At 57.7% G+C, this 25,032-nt stretch carries 20 protein-coding genes and 1 pseudogene; 17 read left to right on the top strand and 4 right to left on the bottom strand.

Features of this window, described 5'->3' with window-relative positions; genetic code table 11:
• Positions 1-4 precede the first annotated feature (4 nt).
• The 3 genes from BN1936_RS05055 to BN1936_RS05045 are packed head-to-tail and all read left to right on the top strand — an operon-like array spanning position 5 to position 3,880.
• A complete protein-coding gene (locus BN1936_RS05055; RefSeq protein WP_157274775.1) occupies positions 5-1,426 on the top strand; it encodes an FAD-dependent oxidoreductase in 1,422 nt (473 codons plus the stop codon).
• Positions 1,419-3,227 (top strand): sensor histidine kinase, encoded by a 1,809-nt coding sequence (locus BN1936_RS05050; RefSeq protein ID WP_049686800.1) that lies wholly within the window; start codon positions 1,419-1,421, stop codon positions 3,225-3,227. The genes BN1936_RS05055 and BN1936_RS05050 overlap by 8 nt, the downstream gene beginning before the upstream one ends.
• Positions 3,224-3,880, top strand: coding sequence for a response regulator transcription factor (locus BN1936_RS05045; protein WP_022444424.1), 657 nt, complete (start codon positions 3,224-3,226; stop codon positions 3,878-3,880). Before BN1936_RS05050 ends, BN1936_RS05045 begins: the two co-directional genes overlap by 4 nt.
• Positions 3,881-4,017: 137 nt before the next feature.
• Here BN1936_RS05045 and BN1936_RS05040 read toward each other — a convergent pair whose 3' ends face one another.
• Positions 4,018-4,221 carry a hypothetical protein gene (locus tag BN1936_RS05040; protein WP_022444423.1) on the bottom strand — a complete coding sequence of 68 codons (204 nt, stop codon included), beginning with the start codon at positions 4,219-4,221 and terminating at the stop codon, positions 4,018-4,020.
• An 880-nt stretch (positions 4,222-5,101) separates the two neighbouring features.
• On the opposite strand from BN1936_RS05040, the pseudogene BN1936_RS11885 reads away from it, so the two are divergent.
• From BN1936_RS11885 to narI, 5 genes and pseudogenes are all read left to right on the top strand, one after another.
• A pseudogene (locus BN1936_RS11885) lies at positions 5,102-6,382 on the top strand (MFS transporter).
• A gap of 88 nt (positions 6,383-6,470) precedes the next feature.
• Entirely contained in the window at positions 6,471-10,148 is a 3,678-nt protein-coding gene (locus BN1936_RS05030) for a nitrate reductase subunit alpha (RefSeq protein ID WP_022442929.1), read from the top strand.
• 39 nt (positions 10,149-10,187) lie between these two features.
• Positions 10,188-11,642, top strand: a complete 1,455-nt coding sequence (gene narH, locus BN1936_RS05025; protein WP_049686799.1) for a nitrate reductase subunit beta — start codon at positions 10,188-10,190, stop codon at positions 11,640-11,642.
• A 12-nt stretch (positions 11,643-11,654) separates the two neighbouring features.
• Positions 11,655-12,218 (top strand): nitrate reductase molybdenum cofactor assembly chaperone, encoded by a 564-nt coding sequence (gene narJ / locus BN1936_RS05020; RefSeq protein ID WP_049686798.1) that lies wholly within the window; start codon positions 11,655-11,657, stop codon positions 12,216-12,218.
• 1 nt (position 12,219) lies between these two features.
• Entirely contained in the window at positions 12,220-12,924 is a 705-nt protein-coding gene (gene narI / locus BN1936_RS05015) for a respiratory nitrate reductase subunit gamma (protein ID WP_049686797.1), read from the top strand.
• 726 nt (positions 12,925-13,650) lie between these two features.
• Here narI and BN1936_RS05005 read toward each other — a convergent pair.
• Positions 13,651-14,691, bottom strand: a complete 1,041-nt coding sequence (locus BN1936_RS05005; RefSeq protein ID WP_022442933.1) for a helix-turn-helix domain-containing protein — start codon at positions 14,689-14,691, stop codon at positions 13,651-13,653.
• A 163-nt stretch (positions 14,692-14,854) separates the two neighbouring features.
• Here BN1936_RS05005 and BN1936_RS05000 point away from each other — a divergent pair, with 163 nt between their 5' ends.
• The gene (locus tag BN1936_RS05000) at positions 14,855-15,388 is read left to right on the top strand and encodes a pyridoxamine 5'-phosphate oxidase family protein (RefSeq protein WP_022442934.1); all 534 of its coding nucleotides are present in this window, start codon (positions 14,855-14,857) and stop codon (positions 15,386-15,388) included.
• A 413-nt stretch (positions 15,389-15,801) separates the two neighbouring features.
• Here BN1936_RS05000 and BN1936_RS04995 read toward each other — a convergent pair whose 3' ends face one another.
• Entirely contained in the window at positions 15,802-16,635 is an 834-nt protein-coding gene (locus BN1936_RS04995) for an SDR family oxidoreductase (protein ID WP_022442935.1), read from the bottom strand.
• A 133-nt stretch (positions 16,636-16,768) separates the two neighbouring features.
• Between BN1936_RS04995 and BN1936_RS04990 the strand changes: the two genes are divergently transcribed.
• The 8 genes from BN1936_RS04990 (at position 16,769) to eutH (ending at position 23,669) form a co-directional block, all read left to right on the top strand.
• A complete protein-coding gene (locus tag BN1936_RS04990; RefSeq protein ID WP_022442936.1) occupies positions 16,769-17,668 on the top strand; it encodes a LysR family transcriptional regulator in 900 nt (299 codons plus the stop codon).
• Between the two features lie 97 nt (positions 17,669-17,765).
• Positions 17,766-18,152: a flavodoxin gene (locus BN1936_RS04985; RefSeq protein WP_022442937.1), complete on the top strand. Its 387-nt coding sequence runs from the start codon at positions 17,766-17,768 to the stop codon at positions 18,150-18,152.
• A complete protein-coding gene (locus BN1936_RS04980; protein WP_148521183.1) occupies positions 18,128-18,358 on the top strand; it encodes a flavodoxin in 231 nt (76 codons plus the stop codon). Before BN1936_RS04985 ends, BN1936_RS04980 begins: the two co-directional genes overlap by 25 nt.
• A 13-nt stretch (positions 18,359-18,371) precedes the next feature.
• Positions 18,372-19,259 carry a DMT family transporter gene (locus BN1936_RS04975; protein ID WP_049686795.1) on the top strand — a complete coding sequence of 296 codons (888 nt, stop codon included), beginning with the start codon at positions 18,372-18,374 and terminating at the stop codon, positions 19,257-19,259.
• A 116-nt stretch (positions 19,260-19,375) separates the two neighbouring features.
• Complete coding sequence (locus BN1936_RS04970; RefSeq protein ID WP_187367751.1) at positions 19,376-19,513, top strand: hypothetical protein; 138 nt, start codon at positions 19,376-19,378, stop codon at positions 19,511-19,513.
• A gap of 179 nt (positions 19,514-19,692) precedes the next feature.
• Complete coding sequence (locus BN1936_RS04965; protein ID WP_049686794.1) at positions 19,693-21,135, top strand: aspartate ammonia-lyase; 1,443 nt, start codon at positions 19,693-19,695, stop codon at positions 21,133-21,135.
• 430 nt (positions 21,136-21,565) lie between these two features.
• A complete protein-coding gene (locus tag BN1936_RS04960) occupies positions 21,566-22,387 on the top strand; it encodes a hypothetical protein (protein WP_148521182.1) in 822 nt (273 codons plus the stop codon).
• A 196-nt stretch (positions 22,388-22,583) separates the two neighbouring features.
• Entirely contained in the window at positions 22,584-23,669 is a 1,086-nt protein-coding gene (gene eutH, locus BN1936_RS04955; protein WP_022442944.1) for an ethanolamine utilization protein EutH, read from the top strand.
• A 264-nt stretch (positions 23,670-23,933) separates the two neighbouring features.
• Here the strand turns inward: eutH and BN1936_RS04950 are convergent, their stop codons facing one another.
• On the bottom strand, positions 23,934-24,890 hold the full coding sequence (locus tag BN1936_RS04950; RefSeq protein ID WP_022442945.1) for a LysR family transcriptional regulator: 957 nt from the start codon (positions 24,888-24,890) through the stop codon (positions 23,934-23,936).
• Between the last annotated feature and the right edge of the window lie 142 nt (positions 24,891-25,032).

Below are 25,032 nucleotides of genomic sequence, written 5' to 3'. Positions count from 1 at the left end.
TTCTATGCCTCAGCGCGTTTTTTCCTCTGGCTTAGACAGGCTTCGGACCGAGCCCTGGGATCTCATCATCGTTGGTGCCGGCATAGCGGGACTGATGACCGCGATCCGCAGCTCCATGAATGGTCTCCGGCGCGTTCTGATTCTTGAAAAGACCCCATTCACCGGCGGGGCAGCGCTTCTGAGTGAAGGCGTGTTTGCTTTTTCTGAGACACCCTATCAGGCGGCGCGCGGGATTCGGGATAAAGACGAATTTTTCTATGAAGACATGCGCCGGACGGGAAATTACCGGAATGATCCCGAGCTCCTGAAGGCCTATCTGAAGTTTTCCCATCCGGTTTACGAATGGCTCTCCGCAAACGGAATCAACCCAGTGGCTGTTGATACCGGAAGCGGTATCAGTATGCCGAGAGCTCATACCTATCGGATTGTTCCCATGATGGAGAAGCTGCGGTCTGAAGCGGTGAAATCAGGCGCGGTTATCGCCTCAAACACTCAGGCGGTAACTTTCGAAACGGAGGGCGGAAGAGTCTCAGGGGTCGTTGTCCGAAGAGGCGGGAGCATGGCAACCCTCAGGGCGAAATATGGGGTGGTGCTGGCTTCCGGCGGTTTTCTCCGACGCCCCGATTGGGTACGACGCTGCAGACCGACGATGTCGAACGCTGTCCGGGTCTGCGCGGCCGGTGCCGATGGTGACGGCATTTCCATGGCGCTCCCGCTTCACGCGGGGCTCCGGGATATGCGGTTTCTGCACGCGTCTTACGGTTTCTCACTCTTTCCCGCGACGATAGGTGACTTTACACATGTCGGCTATCGGGGCGCGATGATCGTGAATCAGCAGGGACTTCGTTTCGTGAACGAGTCTCTCCCTTATACCGATATCGGCCGCATTGCTCTCGAGAAAGAGCATAACCAGAGCTATTTCGTTTTCGATGAGGAAATCCGGCAGCGTCAGATGAAGGCCCGGGAGGTGGACGCGAAGCTCCTCGCGCACCCCGTCAGAGCGGATGGTCAGGTGATCTTCTATTCAGGAGACTCTATTAATGAGGTAGCGGCCAAAGCCGGTCTCAATCCATCCAATCTTTCATGGACCGTGACGCGCTACAACCGGTTTGTGGAAACCGGACACGACGCGGATTTCGGGCGTGATTCACTCACCTTCGGGTACGGGAGACCTTCGAGGATCATTAAGCCTCCGTTCTATGTTTTTCCGACGCTCGCCGGAATGATGGGTTCCTACTGCGGTCTCGCGATTAATCAGGAGGGAGCTGTCTTAACCGCTGGCGGAAGAGTGATCCTCGGGCTCTACGCCGCGGGAGAAGTGACAGGCGGCTTCCATGGAGAAGCCTTTATCGGCGGCACCGCGCTTGGGAAAGCCATCATCTTTGGTTGGATTGTGGGGAACACGGTGGGGAGGCAGCATGCGTAGAGGCGTTGCTATCCTCGCGGCAATCCTCCTTGGGGTTTCGGAGCTTGCCTCAGCCGCGGCGGAGGAAAAGACGGTCCTCACGCTCTATATCAATCAGGAGGATGTTCCGTCCTTTATGCGGGACTGGGTGATCCGATCCTCTGACGCCATTGCCGCCGGACTTCCCGAATACGCGGTGAAGACTGTCTGGACTACATCCGAGGAGCTGAAATCCAGTCTCGATAAAGGCGAGGTGTCGCTCTTTATCGCTTCAAGCGGATTCTTCAGACGCCTCGGTTTTTCCGGAGTCCGGGACCTCGCGGGCAGCATGCAGGATAAGGACGGCGACCCCAACCGGTCTCTCGGCACGGTTTTTATTGTGAGATCGTCGCGGACCGACCTGACGGATATTCCCTCACTCAAAGGAAAAAAGGTTCTCCTGCAGAATGGGTCCGGCTTTTTCGGCACCGAAGCTGTTCTAGGGGAATTCGGGAGCGAGGTGAGCGAAAAAAGTTTCCGGTCGCCGGAGCAGCAGCTAGCCCGGTATGTCCATATTGAAAAATCGGGGGAGCCGGTTCCCAGCCTCCTCGATCACCTCGCGAAGGGGGACGCGGACGCGGTGGCGCTTCCCGCCTGTCAGATTGAGAGGACCGCGGCGGCTGAAGACCTGGATACCAGCTGGCTCCGGACACTCAGCCCGAAAGGGAGCGTTGAGCTGAATTGCGCGCTGACTAGCGGGCTCTACCCAGGGATCGTGATCAGCGGGACCCCGAACCTCTCAGCGAATGACGCACAGGCTGTCACCCGGGCGCTGCTCTCCGCCCCGGCAAGCGATCACCTGAAATGGGGCCTCGTCACCAATTACAGCGCTGTCGACGCCGTGATCCGAAAGTTCGAGCTGTCCTTTGATCACAGGGGTGAGGGGATCCGCTCGATCCTTCTTCAATATAAGAACTGGATCATTGGCATTGCCGTGCTGATTGTCCTTCTGATTCTTCACAGCGTTACGGTGAGCTGGCTCGTACGGAAAAGGACCCGCCATCTTCAGGCCGCGCTCGCGGACCAGAAGCGGCTTCAGGCGGAGTCGCTTAAAGCGTCGCGTCAGATTGAGTATTGGGAAAAGATCGGCACGATGGGGCAGATGAGCAGCCTCTTCGCGCATGAAATGGGGCAGCCTCTGAACGCCATTTCCTTTTACGTTTTCGGGCTGAAGCGTCTCGTGAGCAAACCGGGAGCCGAAATCGCGCCCGCGATGAAAAAGCAGATTCTGGAGCTCCTCGGCTCGATCAATGAGGAATTCAGCCGCGCGTATGGGATCGTCGAAAAGGTGTGCGAGTACGTCAAGTCAAAGCGGAAAGAGGGGACAAGGCAGGATCTCGTGTCGATCGTCCGTCAGGCGGTGTCCTCTTTTGAGAAAACCTCCGTCTCCGGCCGGCGCCACGAAATCCGGATCGAGGCGCCTCAATCTCCGATCTGGGTGACCGCGAAAGCGATGGAGCTTGAGCTTGTGGTGGTGAACCTTCTGCGGAATTCGCTCCAGGCTCAGACAGACCCGGAGAAAAAGGTTGAGGTGACCATCACCGTCCGGGAAAACGGGAACCGGGCAGAGCTCTGCGTGGAAGATAACGGACCGGTGCTGTCTGACGAATCGATGCGCCGTCTGTCGGAAACCGTGCTGCAGTCTGAAAAGCCTGAGGGGCTGGGACTCGGTCTCTCGATTGTCCGGATGCTGGTGGAAGAGCATAACGGGACAGTCCGGTTTGAGCGCGCGGACCCTACGGGGCTGCGAGTCGTGATTTCGCTTCCTGAGGAGAACGCATGATGAAGCCTGATCTGAGAAACGCGGTGGTGAGACTCGTGGATGACGATCTCTCTATTATCAAATCCGCTTCCTTCATTCTCAGGCAGGACGGCTGGCAGGTGAGGAGCTGGACCTCTGCCCGGGATTTTCTGATTGAGGATATGCCGAGTGACGTCGGCTGCCTTGTCCTCGATATCCGGATGCCCGGGATGACCGGCGTCGAGCTGCAGGAAGAAATGGCGAGGCGCGGCATCCGCCTTCCGATTATTTTTCTGTCGGCGCACGGCTCGATCGATATAGCCGTTCACACGATGAAGGTCGGCGCCTTTGATTTCCTTCAGAAGCCGATCGATCCGGAGGTGTTTCTCAGCACTGTGCGCCGCGCGGTGACGGAGGACTATTACGCGCGGAAGCTGGGATTCTCGCCGAAAGACTGTGAGCCGGCTTACGCGAGTCTCACCGATCGGGAGCGGGGAATCGCCGTGTTTATCGCCTCAGGGCTTGAGAACCACGTGATTGCTGAGCGCCTGGGGCTCAGCGTGAAAACGATTGAGAATCACAAGGCGAGCATTTATAAGAAGCTCCGGATCAGCACGCCGGGGAAGCTCGCTCTCATGCTCCAGTATCTGAATAAAGCGAATGGGCTGGAATCAGCCCCTGAGGAAAGGAACTGACTCTCTAATAGAGCCTCAATAATTTCTATTAGCAGCTATGAGCTTCTGATAGATCTTTCTGAAAGCCTATCAGGAACTCATAAAATTTTTTTGAAAAGCCTCTCAAAGCGAATCTAATTAAGAATCACTTCATATACTTATGCGAGAAATATAAGTGCAAGAAGCACGAGTCCCAGCACGACCGCGCTCCCCGCGAGGAGCAATGTCGAGCTGCAGCCTTTGACAGCGTGGATTCCGCTGGTGTCAGCCGGAGTCTTAGTTTTCTTACTGCTCGCCTTATTCGCGATGTAAGTTCCCGCAATCAGTCCGATGCCGATCAGGATGATGAAGTAGGAAGCCAAGGGAAGGATCCTCCGTGTTTCCGGGTTTTGAGGAAATCAAATAGTAAATCTTAAGCTTTGCCATACGAAATGGCAGGCTGAGGCAGAAATTTCCGACACACAGATACGCAGAAAAACAACGTCCGTCAGCCCATGGCTGTAGCTGATAAAGGTGACACCGGAATGGCTAAGGGATCAGCCGCCCGAATGATCTGAAGACGGGCGATGAAACCAGATACCTTCCGGAACCCTGCAGAATCGGGGCTTCGCGAGGGATAGATAAAGATGGTGCTCTTTACCACTATTTTTTGTCCCGTGAAGCGGCACCCCCATGTCCATGGGATGCTAAAAACGGGCTAGGTAGTTATGGCTTTCCCTAAGCTACTCCGAAGTGGACTCTGTCAGATAGTCACTTCGGTGGATTGGGCATCTTTGATATGAGTCTTTCAGGCTCAGGTTTAAGGCTGAATAAAAAGATGCATTTGTTCTACAACTTTAAAAAGTAGGTAGTAACGGCGTTATCCGGGACCGAGGGGCAGTTTTATTAAATAATTGTATTTAAAGAAATAATAGGCGTATACCTGTATGAAATGGGTACACCCTTTCGTGTAGGGGACTAGTCATCCGGCTGTGAGAGGGTGGGGACGGATTAGCCCGTTCTCCATATTTCGTAGCCAATAGCCGTTACTTAGAATGCAGGCGTTCCATGAAGTGCCCTAATTCCCAAATAAATCAGGGGATTTAGGGGTTTTTTACTCTTTGCGCGAAACCCTTGAAAACAGGGGCTTTGAGTAAAGAAGGGCGATTTCCCCAAAAACACACATGAAGCGTCTGATCTCGGCTGAATCTGGAACTCCTCGCGGTTCCGCTCCGGACGCTTCGCTATAAAAACCAATCAGATATGAGCAAAGAAAACTTTCAGCTGATCGGGTCCCCCAACCGGGCCCTTCTTGCAGCAACCCTTGGCTTCTTCTTTGGCGCGATGTCGATTTCCCTTTTCGGACCGACCGCTAAGGCCCTGACGGATGTTATGGGTCTTACCCCGGCGGAAGTGGGTCTTCTCGTTGCCGTCCCGTCGCTTTCGGGCTCTCTTCTTCGTATTCCGTTCGGCGCGTCTGTTGACGTGAACGGCGGCCGGAAGTCTTTCAACTTCCTCATGCTTTGCTCCGCGATTGGCCTGATCGGTCTTTCGATCCTCTTCTCCACGCGCTTCCCTGAGAACATGGCCGGTCTCTACCCGGTGATCCTGCTCCTCGGCTGCCTCGCGGGCTGCGGTATCGCGACCTTCTCGGTCGGCGTGAGCTAGATCTCTTACTGGTTCCGCAAGAAGGACCAGGGCTTCGCCCTCGGTGTCTTCGGCGGTCTCGGCACGGCCTCTGCCGGTGTCCTCGCTTTCTGTCTGCCGCTGCTCCTTAAGGGTATCGGCTTCGTGAACGCCTACCACGTCCTCACGGCGGTTCTCATCATCGGCGGCATTCTCTACGCGGTGATCTCCTGCAATGCCCCGTACTTCCAGCTCCGTAACCACGGCGTTTCCCACGAGGAAGCGAAGAAGGCCGCGGTTGAGCACGACGAGGAACTTTTCCCGACCGGGAACATTGTTGAGTCTCTCAAGATTTCTGCCGGCATTCCGCAGACCTGGCTCCTCGTTCTCACCTACTTCACAACATTCGGTGGATTCATGGCTCTTACCGCCTGGTTCCCCACCTACTGGACCCGTGCCCAGGGTCTGGAGCCGATCACGGCTGGCGCTCTTACCGCTATCTTCTCGATTCTCGCGGCTCTGATGCGCGTCCCGGGCGGCAAGTTCGCTGACAAGGTCGGCGGTCAGAAGGTCTGCATCGGCGCTCTCGTCGTCGCTATCTCCTGCGCCCTGATGAACCTCAACCTCCCGTGGTTCGGCACCTTCCTCATCACGATCGTGATCGCTGTCGCCTTCGGCTTCAATAACGCCGCTGTGATGAAGCTCGTACCGGTCTACGTGGCCAAGTCGGTCGGCGGTGCCTCCGGCTGGGTCGGCGGTCTCGGTGCTTTCGGCGGCTTCGTTTTCCCGATCATCCTCGCCGCTGTCGTTACCGCTTACGGCAACGCCGGCTACGGTCTCGGTTTCCTTGTCTTCACTCTCTTTGCAATTGCAAACATCGTGCTTAACTGGCTCGGCATGATGCGTAAGGCCAACTAATAGCCTGAAAACCACCCCCATCGGTTCCGGCACGCGTCAAACGGGACGTCGCAGCCCGCAGTGCCGGAACCTTCAGGAGAACAAAAAAATGACTGATGCCTTTTCCAATCTTCGCTACTTCAGCGCCCAGGATCACGCCGCGCGTGCCTGGGAAAAGTTTTATCGCAATCGCTGGCAGCACGATAAAGTGGTCCGTTCCACGCATGGCGTGAACTGTACCGGTTCGTGTTCCTGGAAAATCTTCGTTAAGAAGGGAATCGTGACCTGGGAAATCCAGGCGACCGATTACCCGGATAACGGCCCCGATATGCCGAATCATGAGCCGCGCGGCTGCCCGCGTGGCGCTTCTTATTCCTGGTATCTCTATAACTCGGGCCGCGTGAAGCACCCGATGATCCGCCGCGAGCTGCTCGAGCTCTGGGAAAAGGCGAAGGAAAAGGACCCGGTGAAGGCCTGGGGTTCAATCGTCTCCGATAAGGAAAAGGCTAAGTCCTATAAGAAGGTCCGCGGTCTGGGCGGCTTTGTCCGCATGGACTGGAATACGGCCTACGAAATCATGGCTGCCGCGAACATCTGGACCACGAAGAAGTACGGTCCGGACCGCAACGCCGGTTTCACCCCGATTCCCGCGTTCTCGCAGGTGTCTTACGCCGCCGGTATCCGCTACCTGTCGCTGCTCGGCGGCACGTCGCTCTCCTTCTACGATTTCTACTGCGACCTTCCGCCTGCCTCTCCCCAGACCTGGGGCGAGCAGACTGACGTGCCCGAAAGCCAGGACTGGTTTAACAGCGCGTTCCTGATGCTCTGGGGTTCTAACGTCCCGGTGACGCGTACCCCTGACTCTCCCTTCATGACCCAGGTGCGCTATAAGGGCACCCCGGTTGTCGTCATTTCGCCTGACTACTCCGACGCGTCGAAGTTCGCTGACGTGTGGCTTGCTCCGAAGCAGGGCACGGACTCCGCGCTCGGCATGGCGATGGGTCACGTGATCCTGAAGGAATTCTTCGTGGATCGGACGACCCCGTACTTTGACGAGTACGTCCGCAAGTACACCGACCTCCCGTTCCTCGTGAAGCTCGAGGAGCAGCCGAACGGTCAGTATTCCGCGGGCCGTCTGCTCCGTGCCGGCGACTTCGCTGATAACCTCGGGCTTGACGACAAGGAACGCCCGAACTTCGCGCCGGTTCTCCGTGACACCGAAGACCAGCTCGTGATCCCGAACGGCACGATGACCACCCGTTACGCGGGCAAGGGTCAGTGGAACCTGAAGAACGAAGACTGCCGCACCGGCCGCAAGTTCACGCCTGAGCTCTCGCAGAAGGATCATCACGACGACGTCGTGGAAGTCCTCTTCCCGTACTTCGGCGGCGCTGAGTACAAGAACCCGAACTTCGCTGCCACGCCTCACGACTCCCTGATCTCGCACAAGATCCCGGTCCGCCGCATCGACCTCGGGAACGGCAAGACGGTCCTCGTCGCGACGACGTTTGACCTGCTCCTCGCGAACTACGGCGTTGAGAACGGCTACGACGATCCGAACTGCGCCCGCAGCTACGCGGATGATCTCCCCTGCACCCCGAAGTGGCAGGAAATCATCACGGGTGTGCCTTCCGAACGCGTCGTGCATGTGGCCCGCGAATTCGCGAAGACCGCTGAGAAGACCCGCGGCAAGTCGATGATCATCATCGGCGCCGGCGTGAACCAGTGGTTCAACACCGACATGACGTACCGCGCGGCGATCAACCTCCTCATGCTCTGCGGCACGATCGGCGTGAATGGCGGCGGCTGGTCTCACTACGTGGGTCAGGAAAAGGTCCGCCCGCAGGTTGGCTGGGCTCAGCTCACCTTCGGTCTCGACTGGATCCGTCCGTCCCGTCAGATGAACACCACGAGCTTCATCTATATGCACGCCGACCAGTGGCGTTACGAACGCGTGAAGACGGGTGACCTCGTCTCGCCGCTCGCGAAGCATAAGGAAGACAGGAACAAGATGTCGCTCGTCGACTGCAACATCCGCGCTCAGCGTATGGGATGGCTGCCGACGGAGCCGGAATTCGAGCGCAACCCGCTTGACCTCGTCCGCGAAGCGAACGCGGCCGGCGTCGCCCCGCGTGACTATGTCGCGAACCAGCTCGGTTCCGGCAACCTCCACCTCGCGAGCGAAGACATCGACGGCGAAGGCAATTCCCCGAAGTGCCTCTTCATCTGGCGCGCCAACCTGATCGGCTGCTCCGCGAAGGGCATGGAATACTTCATGAAGCATCTGCTCGGCAGCGAGAACGGCGTTCTCGGTGACAACATTGAGCAGATGGGTGAGGAGCTGCCGCTCTTCACGAAGTGGAAGAGCGAAGACACGGTCGGGAAGCTCGATCTCGTGACGACGATCGACTTCCGCATGACGACCTCCGGTCTCTACTCGGATATCGTGCTCCCGGCCGCCACCTGGTACGAAAAGGCGGACATGAGCTCGACCGACATGCACTGCTTCCTCCACCCGTTCTCGAAGGCCGTGGATCCGGCGTGGGAAGCCCGCACCGACTGGCGCATCTTCAAGGATCTCGCCCGTACGTTCTCGAAGCTCTGCGTGGGTCACCTCGGCGTTGAGGAAGACATCATGATGTCCCCGCTCGCCCACGACTCGCCCGCCGCTCCGATGGAGCCGGTTGACTGGAGAACCGAAGGCAAGACCCCGATCCCGGGCGTCACCATGGGTAACCTCACGGTAGTGAAGCGCGACTATCCGCACCTTTACGACATGTTCACGGCTGTCGGCCCGCTGCTCCGCGATAAGGGCGTCGCGCCGCACCAGATCGCCTGGAAGACGGGCGAAGACTACGAAACCCTCGGCGACCTGAATGGCCGCGTGGAAGAGGGCTTCGCGAAGGGCGCTCCGAAGCTTGATACCGACATCAACGCGGTCAACATGATTCTCGCGTTTGACCCGGCCGGTAACGGCGCCGCTGGACGCCGTGCCTGGAAGGGCCTTGAGAAGCTCACCGGCATGCCGTTCGAAGAAGAAATGATGAAGGGCACGGGCTCCACCCGCTACACGTATGACGACCTCGTGCAGCAGCCCCGCCGTTCGCTCAATACCCCGATCTGGACGGGTATTTCGGACCGCGGTGTCGCTTACACGGCGAACTACGTGAATGTCCACAACCTGATGCCGTGGCGCACCATTACGGGCCGCCAGAGCTTCTACCTCGACCACACCTGGATGCTTGACTTCGGTGAAGGCTTTGTGGGGTACAAGCCGCCGCTCGCGAAGCACGAGATCGACGGCATGAAGGAAAAGCTCGGCATCAAGGATAAGACGCTCGCGCTGAACCTCCTCACCCCGCATAACAAGTGGACGACGCACTCCACCTGGTCCGATAACCTCGTGATGCTGACGCTCGGCCGAGGCGGCCCGGTGATCTGGATCAGCGAAACGGACGCGGCGAAGCTCGACCTGAAGGACAACGACTGGATTGAAGCCGTGAACATGAATGGCTCGACGATCGCCCGTGCCTGCATTTCGCAGCGTATCCCGGAAGGCGCGGTCTACATGTATCACAACCAGGGCCGTACCGTGAACGTCCCGCTCTCCCCGACGACGGGCAAGCGCGGCGGTCTCCACAACTCGATCTCGCGCATCTGCCCGAAGCCGACCCATATGGCCGGCGGCTATGCCCAGTTCTCCTTCGCGCTGAACTACATGGGCACGATCGGCGCGAACCGCGATGAGTTTGTGCTGCTGCGCCGTCTCGACCATGTCGAGTGGTAAGCCGATACCTGAGAACCATTTAGAGAATAAGGACAAACCATGAAAGTACAAGCACAGATCTGCATGGTGATCAACCTTGACAAGTGCATCGGCTGCCTCACCTGCTCGGTCACTTGCAAGAACGTCTGGACCAGCCGCAAGGGTATGGAATACGCCTGGTTCAATAACGTCGAAACGAAGCCCGGCATTGGTTACCCGAAGAAGTGGGAAGACCAGGAGAAGTGGCAGGGCGGCTGGGAAGTGAAGGACGGGAAGGCGGTGCTGCGTCACGGCAGCCGTCCGACGATCCTTGGCAAGCTCTTCAGCTCCCCGCGTCAGCCGGAAGTGAAGGATTACTACGAACCCTTCACGTTCGACTTCGACACCCTGAAGCAGAGCCTCCGCCGCAAGACCGCCCCGACCGCGCGTCCGTACTCGATCGCGACCGGGAAGCGGATGGACAAGGTCGAAGACGGCCCGAACTGGGAAGATAACCTCGCCGGCCCCTTCGCCGCCCGTTCCGCTGACCCGAACCTCAAGGGCACGGACACCGTGGGCTACGAAGAGTTCGAAGCCTCCTTCATGTTCTATCTGCCGCGTCTCTGCGAGCACTGCCTGCATCCGTCCTGCGCGGCCTCCTGCCCGAGCGGCGCGATCTATAAGCGCAGCGAAGATGGCGTGGTGCTGATCGATCAGGATAAGTGCCGCGGCTGGCGTCAGTGCATCTCCGCCTGCCCGTACAAGAAGATCAACTTCAACCCGGCCCGCAACAAGTCCGAGAAGTGCATCTTCTGCTACCCGCGTATCGAGTCCGGCGAACCGACGATCTGCAGCGAATCCTGCGTCGGCCGTGTCCGCTACCTCGGTGTCGTGCTGTTCGACGCTGAGAAGATCGAGGCTTACTCCGCCGCTCCCGAGAACGAACTCTATGAGCGTCAGCTCGACCTGATTCTCGACCCGTTCGATCCTGAAGTGCAGCGTGCCGCGCTCCGCGACGGTGTGTCGCAGAACTTCATCGACGCGGCCCAGAACTCTCCGACCTATAAGCTCATGAAGGAGTGGAAGATCGCCTTCCCGCTGCATCCGGAATACCGGACGCTCCCGATGGTGTGGTACGTTCCGCCGCTCTCTCCGCTCGGCCACCAGGACGTGCCGGAGCAGTTCTTCGCCGGCATCGACGACATGCGTATTCCGCTTGAGTACCTCGCCCGCCTCCTCACCGCCGGTGACCAGAAGGTGATCCGTGAAGCCCTCGGGAAGCTCGTCGCGCTCCGTATCTACATGCGCGGGAAGACGCTCGGCGACGAGATCTCTCCGGACATCCTCGAAAAGGCCGGTGTCACGCCTGAGGAACTCACCGCGATGTATAAGCTCCTCGCGATCGCCGACTACAAGGATCGCTTCGTGATCCCGACGGCTCCCGCGGTCCGTGAGGAAGCGGAACTCTTCGCTCTCCGCACCGGTCTCGGTTTTGAAGGTGAAGAAAAGGAAAACGGTCTCTTCGGAGGCCTCTAAAGAGGCGATCGTATGATCAAAACCTACCGAATTCTCTCATCTCTTCTCGATTATCCCGAGCAGGAGCTGTGGGAAAACCTGGGAGAAGTGGAGCCGCTCGTTAAGGCGGAAGGGATCACGGAAACGGGTCCCGAGTCGCCGCTCGGCACCTTCCTCTCCTGGGCCAGGGGTTTTAAGTCGCTTCGCGAATGGCAGGCGGAGTATTCGAGTCTCTTTGACTCAAACTCCGCCGAGAGCCTCTATCTCTTTGACTTCGTCTACGGCACGAACCGTGACCGGGGTCAGGCGATGGAGGACCTTCGCGAGAGCTACGCTGCAAGCGGCATGGACTGCAGCGCCTCTGAGCTTCCGGACTACGTCCCGCTCTTCCTCGAATTCGTGTCGGCGCAGCCGACTGAAGAGGACGCCAAGCGGGTTCTCGCCGAGGTGGGCGGTGTCCTTCGCATGATGGAACGCCGCTTCATCGACCGGAAGCACCCTTACGCACCGCTCATCACTATTCTCCGGACGCTTTCCGGTGCGGCACCCCGACTGGTGACCACGGAAAAGATTGCCATCCGAGCAGAGGACAATTGAAATGGAACAGCAAATTTCAGCCACCACCGCGTGGATCTACAGCGTCTTGTTCGCTTACCTGCCGTACGTCGCGTTCGGCATCTTCATCGCGGGTCTCATCTGGCGTATCCGCCACGCGAACCCGACGATCCAGGCGCTTTCTACTCAGTTTCTGTCGAACGACAAGATGATCAAGTGGGGCAGCCCGCTCTTTCACTTTGCCGTGATCGGCGTGTTCTTCGGCCACATCTTCGGTCTGCTCGCTCCTGAGCCCCTGTACATCTGGCTCATGAGCAACGAGACGAAGCGGCTTCTCGCCATCATCATGGGCGGCGCAGCCGGCATCGTCGCTTTGGCCGGCATCACTCTCATGATGGTCCGCCGCTTCACGAACGAGCGCGTCTCTGTCCGCAGCAGCTTCGCGGATAAGGCGATCGTTGTGCTGATCTTCGTGCAGATTCTCACCGGTCTTCTCGGCACCTACGTGACGAGCCAGAGCCCGCTTGAATCCTACATGACGATTGACCACTGGGCTCAGGGTCTCTTCATCTTCAAGCCGGATAGCTGGATCCACCTGCTCGATACCTCGCTGATCCACAAGATCCATATTCTGCTTGGCTTCCTGATCGTGATCGTCTTCCCGTTCACGAAGCTCATGCATATGGTGGCGACCCCGCTTCAGTACCTCTTCCGCCCGAATAAGGTGATCAATAACGGCAGCCTCTAAGACCTGCCTGATCCCGGCCTGAAGGGGAGGCCGGGGAAGAACTGAGAAAAGTGATCCGTGTAAAAAGCGGGTCGCTTTTTTAATGCCTAGAGAAAAGCGGAGAGGAGGGAGAGAGGGAAGGCGGGGAGACTCGCGTGCCCTGGGGGTGTTTCCACTCCTGCGGATCCCGCTTTCAGACGCATGACCAACGTTTACCTGACCGCTTTAAGACGCCCGGCCGCCGGGGATCTCCTCAAGGGTTGATGCGTCTCAGGTACGGTATCCGTTATATCTGGAAAGCGGAAATCCGAGGGGCGGAGCCTCTGGAACCCCGCCGATCCCGCGATCATTGCTCTTCAAATCTTTGAAATTCTCTTTTTTCTATGAGTTTCTGATAGTTCCTATGAGTTCCTATGAGGAACTATCAGCTGCTATCAGAAAAAGAGGAAGAAAACAGCGGTTTTCCCTCGTTGGGTACGGTAAACGTTATAACAGCGAAAAAAGGCAGAAAACTCCTGAAGACGCCCGGGAACCGGGGATCTTCATGAAACTGAGGGGGGCTTTCTCTCTCAGCTGCTGCAGGAGAGAACAATCGGAATCCGAGAAATCACGGAAATCCACCGGAAACCGCAAGATATGGGGGTCTTTGTGAGGTCAATCCCGATATAACGGAAAGCGTACCGATAAAAATCAAGCGGAAACCATCGCTTGAGGTACGGTTTCCGCTGCACCAGAAGCGCGTCCGTTTCAGGACTCCCCATCCTTTCGATCTTTTGAGAAGCTGGTATCGACGGTTTCGGCATTCCGCCATTCGCTTGGTGTCGCGCCGTACGTTTTTTTGAATACCCGTCCGAAGTGCGTGAGGCTCGCGAAGCCATTGTTTTTCGCGATCTCTTCGATTGTGAAAGCTTTGGAGGCCGCGTCTCGGAGCTGCGTTGAGGCGCGTTCGAGCCGCAGCGCGAGAAGCCGGTTCATGACGGAATTCCCGGTCTTCCGGAAGAGATCCGAGAGATAGCGGGAGGAGACCCCGACTTCGCGCGCGATGTCGTCCGCGCGGACTTCGGGATCCGCGATGTGCTTATACATCGCGTCGACCGCGCAGGCTCGAAGGAAATCCTGGTGTGTCGCGAAAGATTTGTCGTTCCCCGAGAAGCTTTCAGAAAGCACAGGGCGAAGGGCAGCGGAGAGCGTATCGCAGTAGTCTTCCGCTTCTTCCGGCGTCATTTCGCCCAGGTAATCGTGCACAGCCCGGAGCACCGTGAGGAAACAGCGCTCGCGCGCCGTTTTCCCGAGGATCGGGAGCACCTTGAAAAGCGCCGCCTGAAAGCGGGTGCGCGCGTGGAAGTAGTTGCTCGCGACGAGAAGCGAGATCCCCTTCGTATCCTTCACCGCGGCGTATGTGATGTCTTCCGTGGGGTCAAAGAGCAGGGCTTCGCCCGGCGCAAGCTTCACGGTCCGGACGCCGTTCACCGTGATCGTGAACGTGCCGGATGTCGGCATCATGAGTTTAATGAAGCTGTGGTAGCGGTTCTTCCGGATGCTGTAGCGAAGCGTCATCGCGTCGGTTTCGAACGAGGCAAGGCGCGCCACCCCGCACCGCACGAGGTGAAGCGAGTAGGTGTACGAGCGGACGCCCTTTTTCACACGGCAGGCGTGACGGTCGACGTCATAAAACCGCTCATCGAGAAACCCCATGAAGGACGCGAAATTCTCGTCGTTTGTGCGTCTCGGGTCACTCTTCCGGGTTTCCGTGCTGAATTTCGGCGGGCGTCTGCGGTCCTCTGCCATGGCACTCTTCTCCTATCGATAAAAGAGGAACTGATATCGATCTTTTCAGCACTCTATCATAAGCCTCAGGTTTGAGGAACGGAAGTGTTTTTCCTACATTGGACTCAGGCGGAAGGAGAACACTCCTCCGCTAAATACCTGAAACCATTTGGAGAGAATAAAAATGACCAATCTTTCCCGCCGCAGCCTGATGAGCATTGCCGCTCTTGCCGTTCTCGCTCCTGCCGCCAATTCCGCTTTCGCCCTGGATCCCGCGAAGAACACGAAAGACATGCCGATGCGGAACCAGAAGTTCGCTCTGACGCGTGAAGAGACGCTCGACGTCATCCGCCGCACGGATCACGCTGTGCTGTCGCTCGCAGACGGCACCGGTGAACCCTACGGTGTGCCGATCACTCCGATTCTGCTGGACGGGAAGATCTACTTCCACGGCGCTGGCATGGGCGACGGCCGCCGGAACGCCGACATTCAGCAGAACCCCCGCGGCTCGATCTGCTGGATCGCTCAGGACCGTACGAATCAGCCGAAGCTTTCCGTTGACTTCGTCTCCGCTATCGCTTCAGGCCCCATCCGCATCATCAAGGACAAGGGTGAGAAGACCGCGATCATGCGTAAGATCCTCGAGCGCCTCACCGGCAAGGCGAAGGATCTGGGTTATCTCCGCTTCTTCGGCCACAACCGTCCGGCTCAGAAGTAAGCCGGTCTTCAGCCAGGATCTGATCGCTGACAGCTGAGAACACAATTCCAGAACAGCAGCTGCTCAGATCTCTCTCCCGGTTCCTCCCGCGGCACCCTCTTGAGTCTGGTCATTCCAGGCCGCGTGAGGAACCGGATCAGTTTCCGGCTGATGTTCCTCCTCTGAAGGACAGCGCTTTTCTCTCCCTTTGACCTTCCTTCAGTAACAGAAAAAGAAGCGCGCCTGCGAGGCGCGCTTCTTTTTTTCGCGGTATTGGATCGGCTCTTAATAGATTCTGATAGCAGCTATCAGAAAAACCATATTTCCTATGAGGAGCTATGAACATAGGAGGTCCGGAAAGAAGTTCCGCGTTTAAGGCCCCCGCAGAGGTCAGAGCCGGTTTCCCCTGGCAATTGTGAAACCAGGGTCCTGGATTACTCGACGATGTCCGTAGAAGCCGCCAGTTCCGTCTCCGTTTCGTATTCGGCAAGGCGCTTTTGGAGCGTAGCGATCGTAGCCTTCAGAGCCTGAGACCCGAGCACCATGTGCAAAAGGGGTTTCTCGGTTTCCGCGGATTCAATGATGCGTGCGGCCATCTTGGCGGGGTCTCCCGGAGCCAGTCCGTTTTTCGGATCCAGCATCTTCAGGAACGCATGCGTCGCGGAGCCGTCATACTCCGGCATCAGTTTGGCAACGCGGGCCGAACCGTAACGGAATTCCGTGCGCGCTCCGCCCGGTTCGACGATGGTAACGTCAATCCCGAAGGGGGCGACCTCCTGGGCAACGGATTCACAGAAACCTTCAATGCCGAACTTGGTGGCGTGGTAGAGAGAATTTCCGGGGTAGGCGACCTGTCCGCCGTAGGACGATATCTGGATGATTCGTCCGCCGCCCTGTTTGCGCAGATGCGGGATCGCGGCGCGGATGAAGGCGATCGAACCACGCAGATTCGTGTTGAGGATGCGGTCGATTTCATCAAGGGACAGTTCTTCAGCTGCCCCAAAGAGGCCGTAGCCGGCGTTGCTCACATAAACATCGATGCGGCCGTGCTTCGCGGCGGCTTCGTTCACTTTTTCAGTCACCTTGACGGCGTCCGTGACATCCAGAATCACGCAGTCAAATGTGTCCGGGTACTTTTGAATCAGGTCGGCAACCTTCTCCGTGGAGCGGACGGTGCCGATGACACGGTCACCTGCCGAAAGAAGCTGTTCAGTCATTTCACGGCCAAAGCCGCTTGAAACACCGGTAATCATCCAGGTTTTAGCCATTTCCTCTTCCTAATAGCGGCGCGCTGAGCGCCTGTATTCGATAGGAAGAATTCTAAAAAGGCGGGACGGCAGGAACAATTTTATTTATTATTATTTCGAATAAGTAATTCTTATCGAGCCTGGAGGAACATTTATGCTGCTGAAGCAGCTCAATTATTTCGCGACGGTGGCCGAACTCGGAAGTTTTACCGAAGCGGCTTATACGCTCGGCATATCGCAGTCGGCTGTATCGCAGCAGATCAAGGCGCTGGAAGAAGACCTCTCGGTTCAGCTCATCATCCGCAATAACCGTACCTTTACCTTAACCCGCGCGGGAGAGTATCTGGCCGTGCGGGCGAGGCAGCTCATCACGGAAACCGAGGCCCTGCGGCGTGAAACCGTTCGTATATCCCACAGCAAAAAACGCGTGATCCGTTTGGGGTTTCTGCTTTCCTACCGCGGGAGTGAGCTTTATGAAGCGATAACCCGATACGCGAAAATGAACCCGGGGGTTGAGTTTGATATCGCGAGCGGGAGCCATGAGGAAATCTACGAGATGCTGAAGTCGGGCAAGATCGACTTTGCATTGAGCGATCAGCGCAGAGCCTTTTCTGACGAGTATGAGAATCTCGTGCTTTCTTCTCCCGCGGTGTATATCGAGTGCGCGCCGCAATACAGTCCCGGGGAAGCGTCGAGCTTCCGCGCGGCGACTCTGCCTGATAAGCCCTGCATCCTGGTTGCCGGTGTCGGCCAGCGCGACTCGGAAAAGAGCTTTTACCGGGAGCTGCTCGGTTTCTCAGGGAGTTTCCTCTTCGCGGATAACGCGGAGGAAGCCCGCCTGATGGCGGCCGCCGGGCAGGGATTTTTCCCCGCGGAAGGAGAACCGGAACCCGTAGCGGCGTCGTTTTTGAAACGGATCCCGTTTTTTAAGGACGACAAGCCGGTGAAGCGCAATTTCTGCGCGTTTTGGCTGAAGAACAATACGAGCCAGGTCATCACGGACTTTTCCGCCATTTTGGCTGACCTGTTTTCTGAAGACGTAAAGAGCGATTAATAAGATTCGCTTATTCGAATTGCTAATTTTTGAGATTGGTGCATAAACGGCCCCTTCGTAAGATTCCCCCTGCATTAATTCACAGGGGGAATTTTCCATGCAGCGCCGTCAACTGATCCTTTCGCTTTCTTCGCTTGCAGCCATCTCCGCGGTCAAGGCGAAGGAGGCGCCCAAGGGAAAAATTCTGATCGTTTATTACTCCCGCAAGGGAGAAAACTGGTGGGACGGCACGACCCGTGTGCTTCAGACGGGCAACACGGCGCGTATGGCCCGCGTGATCCAAAGGACCATCGGCGGCGATCTCTACGAAATAGAAACCGTGAAGCCGTACCCGGCTGACTACCGCGAAACTACGAAAGTGGCTCGGGCTGAGCTCGCGAAGGAGGCTCGTTCCGCGATCAAAAATCCGCTGCCGGACTTCTCGGCTTACTGCGCGGTTCTGATCGGTCACCCGATCTGGTGGGGAAAGATGCCGCGGTCGTGATGGATTTCATCGAGCAGGCTGACCTTGCCGGCAAAAAGGTCGTGATGTTCGCGACGCACGGCGGAAGCGGCCTGGGGAGCAGCGCGCAGGACTGCGCGCGTGCCCAGCCCAGGGCTTCAGTTACCGCGGGGCTTGCTGTGCGCGGCACGGCTGTTGATGAGTCAACGGATGAAATTTTCCGCTGGGCCAGGTCTCTCAGGCTCTGAGGTCGGAGGCGTCATGAGTGCCCTTATCGGTCATATAGCGGCCTTTCTTTCCAATCTCTTTTTCGGACTGAGTATCCCGGTGACGAAGGAACTCCTGAGCTCCTGGCTGGATCCCATTGGATACACGCTGCTCAGAGCTTTGTCGGTTGCGGTGATTTTCTGGACAGCCAGTTTCTTTCTGCCGCGTGAAAAAGTGGCTGGCCGCGATCTTGCCATTATCGCGGCGGGTGCCTTTCTCGGTTTTATCGCGAGCCAGTTCCTCTTTGCCCTGAGCATGGAGGAGACTTCGCCCGTTAACTACGCGATGGTGGTCGCGCTGAGTCCGGTGATCGTGCTTTTGATGTCTGCCGCGCTTCACCGTGAAAAAATCACGGCAAAAAAGGGGCTCGGCGTGACGCTGGGTGTGGCCGGGGCTCTCGTGGTGGTGCTTGGCGCCGGTTTCGGCACGGGCGGGCGAAATAATCTGCTCGGTCTTCTCTATGCCTTTTTAAGCGTGGCGGGATATGCCGTTTATCTCATGATTTCGGGCGCTGTCGCGCAGAAGTATCGTGCGGCAACCATCATGAAGTGGCTCTTTCTCTTTACGTCACTCATGCTTCTGCCATTCGGCTTTAAGGCCATCCCGGAAGAACCGCTGCTGAACGGTGGCTTCTTTACGCAGGGCGCGCTTCTTTTTGCCTATATCGTCATTTTCTCTACCGCGATCGGCTATTTCCTATTGCCCGTGGCGCTCAGAAAGCTTCAGGCGACGACGGTGAGCGTGTACTACAACCTGCAGCCCATTGTGGCATCCGTCGCGGCCATCGCGGCGGGGCAGGACTCGTTCAGCTGGGACAAGCCTCTCGCGGCCGCTCTGGTCATCAGCGGGGCCTGGATTGTGACCCGGGCCAGAAGGTCATAAGTAAGAGAGCCGTTACTGACTCTCTGAATAAATCTGCGCCTTAACAATGGATTGCTCAGAGGCCGAGTAACGATGACACCGCAGCAGACGACCACTATTGCCGCGCCGCGCCCGTCATGGAAGAGTCTGGCCGCGGCATCGTGTCTGACAACTATATCCGGTACCGCGATACGCTGGTCCGTCAGGGCGGAGAGCGGCGGATCGCGGAGCGGATTCAGCATTTCGTTATCACGAAGAAGCAGGCGTTGGCATAAGCCGTTTCAGTCTCCGCGATACCGTTTCTCCTTCAGCGCATTTCTTTTTTCGGGAGCCTCGGCTTTTCAGCATCGCTCCCTGACCAAGTGCCGACAGAAAAACCTTTTTCGCCGGTATGCCGGAATTGGACGAGAATAGAGCTGTTATGTATTCAGCAGAGTTCACTTAGGAGAAAGCGATGGCGGATTCCCGGATTGAGCGTGACTGTCTTGGTGAAATGGAAATTCCAAATGACCGTTATTACGGCATACAGACCACGCGGATGCTAGGTGTGTCGGGAGCCGAGGGGCTTCCCATCGTTTTCTATCCGGATATCTTCCGCGCGATGGCGCGGATCAAGAAAGCCGCGGCCCGCCCGAACGCTGAGGTCGGAGCGCTCGACCCCGAGATCGCGGACGCGATCGTGAAGGCAGCAGACCGGACGCTCGACGGCTCGTTCGATAAAGAGTTTCCGCTTGATATGTGGCAGGGCGGCGGCTACACCTGCCTCAATATGAACGTGAACGAGGTGATCGGGAATCTCGCGAACGAAATCCTCACCGGTCACAAGGGGCAGGACCGCGTGCACCCGAATACGCATGTGAACATGGGTCAGTCGACGAACGACACGATTCCGTCCGCGACGCACCTCGCGATGATTCCGAGGATTGACGCTCTGAGAAGCGAGCTCTGCGACCTCGAGGCCGCGTTCGAGAAGAAAGCGGAACAGTTTAAGGAAGTCGTGAAAGTGGGGCGCACCTGCTGGCAGGACGCGCTCCCGCTTACCCTCGGGCAGGAATTCTCAGGCTACGCCTCCGCGCTCCGGCGTCTTATCCGGAAGCTGGAACACGTCCGCCCCGAGTGCCTTCAGATCGTGATGGGCGGCACCGCGGTCGGAACCGGACTCTCCACCGCGCCGGGGTACCAGGAAGCGTTCTACCGGTTTATTTCGGAGGATTACGGCGAAGAGATCCAGCCGATGGAGAACCTCTTTGACGGGTTCCAGAACAGTGACACCGCGGTGACGGTCTCGGGTGTCGTGAAAGAAATCGCCTGCACGCTCGCGAAATTCGCGAAGGATCTCCGGATGATGAGTTCGGGTCCCCGCGCGGGCTTTATGGAGATCGAGCTTCCGGCGCTTTCCCCCGGATCCTCCATCATGCCGGGGAAGATCAACCCGACGGTTCCCGAGATGGTGGTGCAGATCGCGCATCAGGTGATCGGGAACGATGTCGCGATGTCGGTCGCCCTCTACGACGGGGAACTCGATCTCAATGTCTGGGACGCGACGTTCTATAAGTGCCTCGTTGAGTCCTTCTCGCTTGTGGAGCGGGAGGTGACGATCTTCCGCCGTGACTGCGTGGAAAGCATCACCGCGAACCGCTCCCGCTGCATGGATGAGGCGGCGGAGTCGATCGCGCTCTCCACGATTGTCGCGACCTGCTACGGGTACCCGACCGGCGTCAAAGTCGCCCAGTACGCGACGGACCATGGCTGCAAGGTACAGGACGCGGTGGTGGAGCTTGGGCTTATGACAAAGGAAGAAGCGGATACCCTCGTGAACCCCATCCTGATGACGGATCCGGAGCGAATCGACGCCGCGGCCGCCGAATTCAAGCGCCGTCACGCGAAGAAAGCCTGACTGGTTAGTCCATCTCCGCCTTCATGCGCCGCCGTCTGAGAAAGCTTCAGGCGGCGGTTTTGTTTTGGGAAGAAGAGGGCGCGAGCTATCAATATTTAATAGATTCTGATAGAAACTGATAGATACGTATAGGAACTATTAATTTCTATTAGGTGGAAACCGGCGGCGCCGAAAGAGAACAGCCATGATGAAACCGGTCACACCGTTACCTTAAACAGACTATCGATCAACGCTATCCTCGAAAGCCCTAGTAACGTTTATCACTCAGAAAAAGTCACTCAGCGTAAGATGGCGCGTCCAGCCGGAAAAGACGGCTGAAAAAGAGACTCAGGCTGCCGCCCTGGCAGCGTTTGACGAGAAAGGTTGAAAGATGCAAGGCGTGTGTCGAGTGCTGCCGTCCGCAGAACGGTGTGAGACCAAACCGAAGAGTGTGAATCGTTTTTTCCGAGGCCTGAAGGCTCTTGGGATGATCGCGGCGATTGCCGGAATTCTGCAGGCGACAGGCTGCGCCTATATGGCGAACGTGAGCCCCGCGCCGAAAGCGGATCAGAAGTCGGGTTACGTGGATGGCAGCCCCCGGATGATTTCTTCCAAAACGAACCTTGCGGCTGTCGTTTTTCCCAGCCGTATCCGTACGAGGAAACGGGTCCGGTTTACGGTCGCCGCGGTAAATCGCGGTAAAGAACCGTTTGATTTTTCTCCCGCTGATATTCAGATCAAGGCCTTCTACCCGCTCCGGGGCCGGGAAATAAAATGCCGCGTCTTCACCTATGACGAGCTGGTCGCTTCCGCGAATAAAGCCCGGATGTGGCAGCAGATCGCGCTTGGGTTATCAGCCGGCGTGAATATGGGTAACGCGGCAAACGCCGGCACCAGTTACACAAACGGCGTGATGTCAGGAAGTTTTTCAGGCAGTACTCTGAGTCCAGTGAGGTCTTTCGACGGAACTTATTCCGGGACGTACTCCGAAACCACCTATAACCCGTACATCGCGCAGAAAGCCCAGCAGGAAGCGCGTGACGAGAGTGAGAGACAGTTCGCGGCGTCTGACGCGCAGTATGACGCGGTGATCTCTGAACTGCAGACTCATCTCCTGAAGCGGAACACCGTGGAGCCGGGGAAGATGTGCGCGGGGCAGATTGACTTCGCGATGCCAAAGGTGGATAAGGATGAGCCTGTGAAACTCAATATCTCAATCAAAGCGGGCGAGGAGACTCACGAGATGGAATTCACCGTGCTTGGCACCAAGTAACCGCGGGTCGGTTTCAGGGATCCCATCAAGGCCTCCGGCATTTTCCTGCCGGAGGCTTGATTTTTATAAAATGGCGGTCAGATCCCCGGGACCGGATGAGACGCCGGCCGCGGATCGGTAGGCACGGGTGAAGCGGCGATTGCTTCGCCCACATTTTTGTCCGCCGGGACGATACGAAAAGTCTCAGAGGTCAGAAATGATCAGCGGAATCGTGGTCGCCTGCATGGCGATCTTCATGGTGATCGGGGCGGCCGACAAAGCGCTCTTCAATAATCGCTTCGGGTACGGGGAAGAGTTTGAGCGGGGACTCGCCGCGATGGGGCCGCTCGCGATGTGTCTCGTCGGCATCATGTGCGCCGCGCCTGCGGTCGGCCGGGCGGTCGCGCCGGCGTTAAGTCCTCTGTTCACGGCGATCGGGTCAGACCCTTCGGTCGCGGCCGGCATGATTTTTGGAATTGATTCAGGCGGTCTCACGCTTTCCATCGCGCTCGCAGCGACGCAGGAAGCCGCGATGCTCTCGGGGCTCGGGCTTGCCGCCTCCATGGGCTGCATCATCACTTACGCGCTCCCCGTATCACTTTCTATGTGCTCGCCCGAAAGCCGCCCGGCGGTGGCGAAGGGCCTCGCCGCCGGCATTGCCGCGGCTCCCGTGAGCCTCTTCGGGGTCGCCGCGGTATCGGGTTACAGCCTCGCGGACGCCTTTGTCACCGGGATCCCCGCTTTTCTCATCGGCGGTCTCATGGCTTTTCTTCTGATCGCGCGCCAGGACGCGGCGGTCCGGGGCTGCGTGCTCTTCGGAAAACTGATGATGGCGGCCTTTGTGCTCCTTCTCGCGGCCGCGGCGATCGAGCACTGGTTCCCGGTGACCCTGATCCCCGGAATGGATCCGATCGGGAGGCAATTGGAGATTGTGGGCGAGATGGCGGTGATGCTGTCAGGCGCTTTCCCGCTGGTGAAGTTCGCGGAGCGGCATTTCGGCGGGGCGCACAGGCGGCTCGCCCGACTTTTCGCGATCGATGATCACGCGGCGCTCGGGATGGTCGTGTCGATCGCGAACCCGATTCCGATGTACATGATGCTCGACCGTATGTCGGATCGCGGAAAAGTGATCTGCTCCGCGTTTTCAGCGCCGATCCTTTGCCTTCTCGGGGATTATCTGGGGTTCATTACCGCGGCGTATCCGGAAGGGACCGTTCCCATGATGGCGGGGAAAATCGCGGCGGCGATCGCGGCGCTCCTCCTCGCGGTTCTGCTCTGCCGCGCGGAGAAGCGGGAAGTCTGACGCATTTCGCCCGAAAAGACGCGAACAGCCGGGATTTACGAAAAGACAGCCCCCGTTTTTTAAGTTCCGCCGGGCCTCAGGTATTAGTTTCACTGAATGTAGGGGGCGGGAGACGGCGCGATCCGTAGACTGGATCGTGCAGGATCAATAGAACTCTGTGTGTGGTGTTCCGATCTCTGCTTCTCTCTGTTTTTTAATGAAAGCAGGACCTCTACTCTGCTCCGCCCGGAAGACTCAATACGCTTCCGGGTTCTTTTTTGGGTGCTACGCGACCCACTGATACTCGCGGTTTGTGTGTTCCAGCATCTTCCGGAACCGCACCTCGAGCCAGTCAAGGAAATACCGGACCCGCTTTTTCCGATAGGCGTTTTCAGTCGCGAAGAGGCAGCTGATCCGAGGCGGCCGGGTCCAGCCCGGCATCACCGGGACGATCTGCCCCTCTTTGATACCCTGGATCGCGAAGTAAAACGCGAGATCCGGAATGATCCCCGCTCCCATCAGCATCGCGTCGCGGCCGTTGATCTGGCTGTTAAAGGTCATCGTGCGGCGCCACGTGATCCGCTCCTGCACGCCATCCTTCGTAAGGTAGGTGACCGACTTCCGGTTCGGGAGATTGAGAAGAACGCCGCGGTGGTTCTTGCACTCCGCGGGGCGCGTCGGTTCCCCGAAACGCTTGATATAAAGCGGTGAAGCGCAGGCGATAAAGGGCATCACGCCGCACTCCCGCACTTCCATTCCGGGCGGCAGCGCGTCCTGCGGCTTATACATGAGGACGACGTCGTTTCCGCTTTCCGTCGCGTTATTGAGGACATCGGACACCCCGGAATTCATTTCCCGAAGATCAATCACGATATTCGGGTGATCCATCTGGAATTTAACGAGGGACGGCGTGAAGAACTGCTGCCGGAATCCCGCGGTGGAGCAGACCGTGATGCGGCCCGCCATCGCCTCCGTATCGTCCTTCAGCTCCTCAAGCATCTGATGATGGAGCTTCAGGATTTTGGAGGAGTAGCGATAGAACTGCGTCCCGTAGGCCGTGAGCTGCATCGGGCGCTTCTCGCGGTCAAAGAGGGCGACCCCGAGCTCGTCCTCGAGCTGCCGGACGGTCCGGAAAGCGTTGCTTGTCTCCGTATTCAGCGCGTCGCTCGCCGCCTTAACGCTTCCGGTGCGGACGATTTCACAGAATACGTGAAGGTTTTCAAGATTCTGCGTTTTCTTCATAAGGGTGTCTTGTGATTATATTTGATTCATTAATGAACATAATAAACCTTTACGGAATCGAATTTGATATACATAATTTTGCCTAGGATGAATCAGGTGGACCAGCACTAAGTGCTTAGACAATCTGAATTATCTTGTTACA

The sequence above is a fragment of the Dakarella massiliensis genome (assembly GCF_001182045.1).
Lineage (GTDB): Bacteria > Pseudomonadota > Gammaproteobacteria > Burkholderiales > Burkholderiaceae_F > Mesosutterella > Mesosutterella massiliensis.
The sequence above is the reverse complement of the archived record's forward strand: the minus strand, read 5'-3'. Positions and strand labels throughout refer to the sequence as shown.

Bases quoted from the DNA above. Each gene is read 5' to 3' on its own strand.
- BN1936_RS04970 (WP_187367751.1), top strand. From the start codon at position 19,376: ATGGAAGAGTCTGGCCGCGGCATCGTGTCTGACAACTATATCCGGTAC.
- BN1936_RS04950 (WP_022442945.1), bottom strand. From the start codon at position 24,890: ATGAAGAAAACGCAGAATCTTGAAAACCTTCACGTATTCTGTGAAATC.
- narI (WP_049686797.1), top strand. From the start codon at position 12,220: ATGGAACAGCAAATTTCAGCCACCACCGCGTGGATCTACAGCGTCTTG.
- BN1936_RS05000 (WP_022442934.1), top strand. From the start codon at position 14,855: ATGACCAATCTTTCCCGCCGCAGCCTGATGAGCATTGCCGCTCTTGCC.
- BN1936_RS04975 (WP_049686795.1), top strand. From the start codon at position 18,372: ATGAGTGCCCTTATCGGTCATATAGCGGCCTTTCTTTCCAATCTCTTT.
- BN1936_RS05050 (WP_049686800.1), top strand. From the start codon at position 1,419: ATGCGTAGAGGCGTTGCTATCCTCGCGGCAATCCTCCTTGGGGTTTCG.
- BN1936_RS05055 (WP_157274775.1), top strand. From the start codon at position 5: ATGCCTCAGCGCGTTTTTTCCTCTGGCTTAGACAGGCTTCGGACCGAG.
- BN1936_RS04995 (WP_022442935.1), bottom strand. From the start codon at position 16,635: ATGGCTAAAACCTGGATGATTACCGGTGTTTCAAGCGGCTTTGGCCGT.
- BN1936_RS04965 (WP_049686794.1), top strand. From the start codon at position 19,693: ATGGCGGATTCCCGGATTGAGCGTGACTGTCTTGGTGAAATGGAAATT.
- BN1936_RS05030 (WP_022442929.1), top strand. From the start codon at position 6,471: ATGACTGATGCCTTTTCCAATCTTCGCTACTTCAGCGCCCAGGATCAC.
- eutH (WP_022442944.1), top strand. From the start codon at position 22,584: ATGATCAGCGGAATCGTGGTCGCCTGCATGGCGATCTTCATGGTGATC.
- BN1936_RS04985 (WP_022442937.1), top strand. From the start codon at position 17,766: ATGCAGCGCCGTCAACTGATCCTTTCGCTTTCTTCGCTTGCAGCCATC.
- BN1936_RS05005 (WP_022442933.1), bottom strand. From the start codon at position 14,691: ATGGCAGAGGACCGCAGACGCCCGCCGAAATTCAGCACGGAAACCCGG.
- BN1936_RS04990 (WP_022442936.1), top strand. From the start codon at position 16,769: ATGCTGCTGAAGCAGCTCAATTATTTCGCGACGGTGGCCGAACTCGGA.
- narJ (WP_049686798.1), top strand. From the start codon at position 11,655: ATGATCAAAACCTACCGAATTCTCTCATCTCTTCTCGATTATCCCGAG.
- BN1936_RS05045 (WP_022444424.1), top strand. From the start codon at position 3,224: ATGATGAAGCCTGATCTGAGAAACGCGGTGGTGAGACTCGTGGATGAC.
- narH (WP_049686799.1), top strand. From the start codon at position 10,188: ATGAAAGTACAAGCACAGATCTGCATGGTGATCAACCTTGACAAGTGC.